The organism is Streptomyces sp. NPDC002779, from assembly GCF_042888685.1.
Lineage (GTDB): Bacteria > Actinomycetota > Actinomycetes > Streptomycetales > Streptomycetaceae > Streptomyces.
In genome coordinates this window covers 1-6,269 of sequence record NZ_JBIAQC010000052.1, presented here as the reverse complement: position 1 = coordinate 6,269, position 6,269 = coordinate 1, and the positions used below count along the sequence as shown (strand labels likewise).

General features: G+C 67.9%; 6 protein-coding genes and 3 pseudogenes. 6 read left to right on the top strand and 3 right to left on the bottom strand.

Translation table 11 applies throughout. From position 1 onward, the window contains the following. Window positions 1–96: 96 nt before the first annotated feature. Window positions 97–318 carry a hypothetical protein gene (locus tag ACFYW5_RS37495; protein ID WP_389421622.1) on the top strand — a complete coding sequence of 74 codons (222 nt, stop codon included), beginning with the start codon at window positions 97–99 and terminating at the stop codon, window positions 316–318. Between the two features lie 46 nt (window positions 319–364). Here ACFYW5_RS37495 and ACFYW5_RS37490 read toward each other — a convergent pair whose 3' ends face one another. Beyond that, window positions 365–1,147: a hypothetical protein gene (locus ACFYW5_RS37490; protein ID WP_389421621.1), complete on the bottom strand. Its 783-nt coding sequence runs from the start codon at window positions 1,145–1,147 to the stop codon at window positions 365–367. Window positions 1,148–1,570: 423 nt separating this feature from the next. Between ACFYW5_RS37490 and ACFYW5_RS37485 the strand changes: the two genes are divergently transcribed. From ACFYW5_RS37485 to ACFYW5_RS37475, 3 genes are all read left to right on the top strand, one after another. Beyond that, window positions 1,571–1,915 carry a hypothetical protein gene (locus ACFYW5_RS37485; RefSeq protein ID WP_389421620.1) on the top strand — a complete coding sequence of 115 codons (345 nt, stop codon included), beginning with the start codon at window positions 1,571–1,573 and terminating at the stop codon, window positions 1,913–1,915. Then, the gene (locus ACFYW5_RS37480) at window positions 1,807–2,088 is read left to right on the top strand and encodes a DUF4344 domain-containing metallopeptidase (protein WP_389421623.1); all 282 of its coding nucleotides are present in this window, start codon (window positions 1,807–1,809) and stop codon (window positions 2,086–2,088) included. Before ACFYW5_RS37485 ends, ACFYW5_RS37480 begins: the two co-directional genes overlap by 109 nt. A 939-nt stretch (window positions 2,089–3,027) precedes the next feature. Next, window positions 3,028–4,092 carry a 5-methyltetrahydropteroyltriglutamate--homocysteine methyltransferase gene (locus tag ACFYW5_RS37475; protein ID WP_389421619.1) on the top strand — a complete coding sequence of 355 codons (1,065 nt, stop codon included), beginning with the start codon at window positions 3,028–3,030 and terminating at the stop codon, window positions 4,090–4,092. 154 nt (window positions 4,093–4,246) lie between these two features. Here the strand turns inward: ACFYW5_RS37475 and ACFYW5_RS37470 are convergent. Continuing rightward, a pseudogene (locus ACFYW5_RS37470) lies at window positions 4,247–4,561 on the bottom strand (DUF6207 family protein). Window positions 4,562–4,648: 87 nt separating this feature from the next. On the opposite strand from ACFYW5_RS37470, the gene ACFYW5_RS37465 reads away from it, so the two are divergent. After that, window positions 4,649–5,457 (top strand): IS5 family transposase gene (locus tag ACFYW5_RS37465; protein WP_389421618.1). Its coding sequence is split into 2 segments (ribosomal slippage): window positions 4,649–4,981 and window positions 4,984–5,457, totalling 807 coding nucleotides; the frame shifts between segments, so codons are not numbered across the junction. Window positions 5,458–5,635: 178 nt separating this feature from the next. Here the strand turns inward: ACFYW5_RS37465 and ACFYW5_RS37460 are convergent. Beyond that, window positions 5,636–5,928, bottom strand: a pseudogene (locus ACFYW5_RS37460) (hypothetical protein). 148 nt (window positions 5,929–6,076) lie between these two features. Between ACFYW5_RS37460 and ACFYW5_RS37455 the strand changes: the two are divergent. Next, window positions 6,077–6,175 (top strand): annotated as a pseudogene (locus ACFYW5_RS37455) (transposase family protein); the annotation flags it as partial. Between the last annotated feature and the right edge of the window lie 94 nt (window positions 6,176–6,269).

Genomic DNA, 6,269 nt, shown 5'->3' with positions numbered 1-6,269 from the left:
GCCCCAACGAATACGAACACCGACACCACACCCCTAAACTCACACTCGCCGCGTCATCAATAACCGCGTGCCCACCTTCACGGGGGAAGGCCCCAGTTGTTCGTCGGTGCGTGGTTGCGCAGCAGCGCCGACGACACCACGAGTGCGCAGGCCCGGCTTGCGCAGGCGATGGCCCCGAACGTCGAACTGCCCGACACCGCCGCTAGTGCGCAGCAGGCGCCGGATGCGGTGACGGCGGTGCGCAGCGCGCGACGCGCCGGCGGGGCGTGGTCGGTGACCGTGGCTGCGCAATACCCGCACGGGCCTATCGGCCATTGAGCGGGGTGCGGCGCACGGCGCAGTACTGGTGGCAGCTCGGCCGTACCTACGGCGAAGTCGTCGTGCGACGCAAGCGGTGATCCGTTACGACCGCCGTGCACAGCACGATGGGTACCGAGACGGCGGGCACGCTCCCCCACGGGATGCCGATCCACACCGCCGACAGGCCCACCCCGAAACAAACCGCGGCGATGGTGATGAGCAGCCGCTTGCCGTACGGGTGCCAGGTGAAGGGCTCGTGGTCACGTGGCCTGACCAGGCGTACCGCGCCGAATACGAAGAGTTGCGCCGCGACGAGCGCGGCGATCATGCCGAAAGCGGCGTTCATCTGGACCTCGTCACGGGGCGCCTCGGAGGTGTTCTGCCGTACGCCGTCCTTGCGGAGCACCACGATGTCGCGCCGCCAAGCGGTGGCCGTGACCTGGTCGCCGGACTTGAGCCGCTCCAGGAGCGGCCCCGGGTCGCCGAAGAACACGGTTCCCCGCCAGGAGCCCTGGTCCGTCAGGGTCGCCTCGTAGGAGGAGCTCTTCCCGCCGGTCTCGTTCACCGTCTTCTCGACGGTGAGGCGCCAGGTGCTCAGGCAGTCCGTCTGCTCCTGCTCGATGTCGCGGGCGGAGCACGGCTCGGCCGCCCGGTAGTCCTGGTAGCGGCTCTGGTCGGAGGGCAGCCACCAGCTGAACACCACATAGGAGGCTGCCGCCGGTATCAGGGACAGCAGGATCAGCAGCACACCCATCAACCGCACCCGGTCCAGCGACCGCCGGCCGGCACCGTCCCCGTCCGGCACCCCGCCCGTGCTGCGCGGCGTCGCCCACGCATGTGCTGTCATCGCCCACCTCCTGCGCACCATCATCCAGCAGCCCCAAAGCGGCAAACAACGAGGTCGGACGGCAGTGGGCAAGAGGCGCCGGCTTCCGTATCCCGGCAAACCCAGCCGCAATGCGGGGCAAAGGAGAGCCCGATCCCAGTCGCGATCGAAACCTCCCGTGGCCTGCTGGTCGCGGTTCGGCGCACCGGCAAGCGGAAAGGTCTTCGCGATCAACCCGATGGCCGCGGCCCGCTACCGACCGCCACGCGGTCTCCCGCAAGACCGATCGGCCCAGCACGGGAGCGCGCCCTCAAACCCGGATGCTTCCGGAGCACACCATCGGATGATCGCCATGCGAAGGCGCTCCGGTCAGTCCCCAGGTGGCGGGACGATTTCCGTGCCGCTGACAGCAGGGCGGCACCGACAGGGAACGGAGTGCTCTCCATGGCTGACGCGCTGAAGTACGGCGACCGGATCCACCTGCAGAACGGCTACAACGACTGGAGCGGCGGCTACCTGGACACCAATGGCCGCACTCCCTCCACGGGCAGCGTCTACGCCGTCTCCACCGCCGACACCCCCACCCGCGGCAACGGCACTGGAAGCTGGGAAGTGCTGTCGGCAGAGAACAAGGCGGCCGGCACGGCGGTGACCAGCGGCGACCTGATCACCCTGCGCAACTGCTACCACCTGGAACTGAGCTACCTCGACACCAATGGCAGCCCCACCGCCGTACAGACGAAGAGGCACTCTCCACGGCGGACACCTTCGCCGACGAGCACTCCCTGAACACCCAGCGGTACTACAACTGGGCATGCTGGCTGTACGGATCGGATCCGAAGGGGTTCGGCTCCATCGTGAATGACGAGGTCCTGCCCGAGAGCCGACGGGAACGCTGCCCGGCAGAATATGAGCAAATTCGCAGGTCTTGGACCACTCTCCTCGACCCGTACCTGAAATGACGTTCTCCTTCCCGGCGGCCTTACCTCCGGGGAGACATCACCTTCTCCGGCAACCAGCGCGGTACCCCGCGGCCTACACGGACGCGAAGGACAACCGGGCGGTGTGTCCGTGACCTCCTCTCGGCAGCTACGACGACCAAGGACGCTTTCAGTACGTCGGCCGCACCACCACCCTCGCCCAGGCAGCAGGTGCTGCCGTCGCCGGCCTGCTCGCTCGAGGGCGGCGCTGTCATCCGTGGACAGGCTGGTCGTTCTCCGCCGGGTGGGGCAGCCAGGAGAAAGTGAACGTCACATTGGTGGACCCCGAACTGGTGGTGGAAGTCGGCGTCGACGTCGCCCGCGATGCCTCCGGCCGGTGGCGACATCCCGCACGCTGGCACCGAGCACGCCCCGACCTCTCCCCCGCCGATGTACCCCGCCTGACGTCACCGCCCCACTGACGGCGGCACGGCGCGGCGCCTCCGCCGACGCACAACACGGGAAAGCGCGCCCGATTGTCGGCCGCGTCCCCGCCTATCATCCCGCCCTCCCATTCGGAATAACGGGAGACCGATGATCAGACCGGCCCCAAGGCGTTCCTCGCCGGGACCGGCGCGGCTGCGGTCTGCACGGCCGGGCTGCATGCCCTGATCGAGTAACCGACGTCAGTCCGGGCAGGTCACACCCTGCCCGGCCCCAATCGGGGAGGTAGGGCCGGGCCGTGGGCGTTGGCTGCCTGGAGGGACCAGAGGCTGACCACGTGATCGTGCTGCCCTTCCCAACTGGCCACGGCACTGGTCATCCTGGGCATTCACCGCGGTCGTCTCCGTCGTCGGCCCAGAACCGTACCGGCAGGCGCACCCGTAGCGCAGGTCCGATCGGGTGACGAAGAGCGTCCACTTCCCGGGGTGCTGGCCGATGCGGTGTGTCGCGGCACATGGGACTCCTAGGGTCCCCGGTATGAGCATCCCCACGGAACTGATGGGCAGCATCCCCCGACCTGGGTACCTGCTGGACGGCATGGCCGAGCACGCCGGCGGCCGGCTCGACCTCGCCGGCCTGACACAACTGCAGCAGCGGGCGGTCACCGAGACCATCAGCCGACTGGAGGCCACGGGCAGCCCCGTCGTTGTGGACGGGGACCAGTCCAAGCCCAGCGCGTACACCTATCCGCTGACCGGACTCGACAACCTGGCTCCGGCCGGCGTCACCATCCCCTACGCCGACGGACACACCCGGCAGCTTCCCCGGCTGGTCTCCGGACCGTTCCAGTACGGAACCTCCGCGCAGACCTACCTGCGCGCCGCGCTCAAGGTCGCCAGCCGACCGGTCAAGCAGACAGTCGTGGCGCCCTCCTGCCTCAGCCTCCTCTACCCCGCCGGCTCCATCTCCGGATACTCCCGTGAAACCTTCCTGAGCGACCTGGCCGACGAGAGCGAGAAGGAGATCCGCGGCTGCCTCGCCGCAGGCGCCGCCTCCGTCCAGCTCGACTACGGCCATGGGCGGCTGTCCCTCAAGCTGTCACCCAGCGGGGAAGTACTGCGCGACTTCATCGCGCTCGACAACGAGGTCCTCAGCCGGTTCAGCGCGGCCGACCGAGCCAAAATCGGAGTGCACACCCACCCGGGTGCAGACCAGGACTCCGCTCACAGCCTGGGCGTCGACTACACGGAACTGCTTCCCGAGTTTTTCCGGTTGAAGGCCGGCACCTTCTACCTCCAGATGGCGAGCGAGCCCGAGCCGGAGCGGGCACTCAAAGTCGCCCGCGACTACTCAACCGATGAACAGCGGCTGTTTATCGGCGTGATCGATCCGATCGACCCCCGGGTGGAGAGCGCTGAGGAGGTGTCGGAGCGGGTACTGGAAGCGGCCTCGTACATCCCCGTTCAGCGACTGGGCACCTGCGACGACGCCGGGTTCGCGCCGTACGCCGACGACACCTCCACCTCCCGCGAGATCGCCTTCGCCAAAATCGAAGCACGCGTCAGGGGAACCCGTATGGCCGCCGAGATGCTCGGCCTGTAACCCACATCCTTCACCCCGCCGTGAAGGCACCCCACTCCCCGCCCCCAGGGGCGGGGAGTTCCTGCCATGCTGAAGTCAGCGCCGCGGCACTGCACAAGCTGATCCGCTGACCGAGGGCATGGCCAGGCGGTCCACCAGCTCGCCTACGAGACGGTCATGAACTGCGAAAAAGGGCTGCGCTACACCGAGCCCGACCGTGCCGACCTCGACCTGAAGGATGAGGACACTGCGACCGAAGGCTGTGGCCGTCCTGCCTTGAGTCAGGGGCGAACTCCTGGCACAGGTCTAGAAGGCAGCGCAGCCGAACACCGAGCTGGCCAATGTCCCGCGTTGTCTGCACCGCGGCCGCCGTCGCCCACCGGTCGGCGAGCAGCTGCTACAAAGGAAGGGCGGTTGTGTCGTCGGCGGCTGCGACATCAACGACGACCAAGCCCGGCTCGCTCAAGTGCGTCTCGTTGATTGAGTCCATACACGGCACTACGAGCTCGTAACACGATCTTGTTGAGATGCCCTGGTCGGGCGTGACCGGTCAGACGATTCGGCCGTTCGTGATGGCGTGAGTACTCGGCCGTGGATCGTGGACGACGACTTGTGGGCGCTGATCGAACCGCTGCTGCCACCCTGGCCAGAGCGTTCGCCGGGGCCACGGCCGGTGGCAGACCGGCTCTGTCTCCAGGGCATCCTGTATGTGCTCTACAACGACATCGCCTGGCAACTGCTGCCGCTGGAGCTGGGGTACGGCTCCGGACAGACCTGCTGGCGTCGCCTGGAGCGATGGCAGCAGGCCGGAGTCTTCGACCAACTGCACCGAATCCTGCTCTCCGAGCTGAACGCGGCCGGCGAACTCGACTGGTCACGGGCCTGCGTGGATGGTTCTCACATCCGCGCGAAAAAGGGGGTGCCGACACCGGTCCGTCGCCGGTCGACCGGCGCAAGACGGGCAGCAAACACCACCTGATCTGCGACGGACGCGGCACACCGCTCAAGGTCATTACGACCGCCGCCAATGTCAACGACGTCACCCAGGCCCTCGCCCTGGTCGATGGCATCCCACCGGTGGCGGGCCGCCCCGGCCGTCCTCGCAAGCGTCCCGAAGCCCTGCTCGGCGACAAGGGTTACGACTCCAACCCGAACCGGGCCGAACTCCGCAAGCGCCGGATCCTTCCTGTCATCTCCCGCAAGGGCGCCCCGAACATCCAGGGCATGGGCAAGCTCCGTTACGTCGTCGAGCAGACCTTCGCCCTGCTCCACCACTTCAAACGACTCGCCGTCCGATGGGAACGCCGCACCGAACTCCACGACGCCTTCGTCTCCCTGGCCTGCAGCCTGATCTGCTGGCGACGCCTCAAGAAGGCACCTTCATGATCGTGTTACGAGCTCTACGCCCCGGCGGTCCGGGAGACTTCCGCCGCTGCGGTTGCTTCACCCAACCGAGCGGTGGGCCTCCAAGGACTGTCGCCACCGCAGTCCCCGAGCTGGCCGGGTCCGCTGCCCTGCCGTGGTCGGTGTGGTCGGGCCACCGGTGCGGCGGTCGGGCCTGTGGTCAGGGTGTGTCGCCGGAGTAGTAGAAACTGCAGCTCACACCCGGGCTGGGCGTGCGGGGTTCGCCGGGGCGCGGGGCATACAGGGCGCGGCCGCCAGGCCACGGCGACAGCTCGGTGGACAGGGCCACGCCGTCGTCGACTTCCTCGCTCCGCCACCCGTGGATATCCAGCAGCAAGCCGTCCAGCGGCCCACCGACCAATTCGGCGTAGGTACGGCGTGGGAGCGGGGCGGGGGGTCGTCGTGCTCCGCACCGTAGACCCGGCCATTCAGCAGCTGCTCATCGCCGTTCATCCGACCAAGCCTTGCAGCCGCCACCGACAACTCGGGCTTGCCCAGGCCCATCTTGGGCTTGCCCGCGTGGCCGGGTCGCCGCGGCTTGCCCGGGTCAGATACGGAAGCGGGAGAGCCAGCCGTCGGCCTTCTGTGCGGCGGCCTGTTCCAGGCCCTGCTCGTCCTCGCCCACCTGCGCAACGGCCAGCCCTACGCCCAGCTCGCGGCCGGATTCGGGATCGGCACCACCACCGCCTACCGATACATGGGCGTTGACCCCTGATGTTGAACACACGAGACACTGGATCCTGAGGATCTGAGAACGGACATCTCGTGGTCATGAAGAACTACCCGCCGGAGTT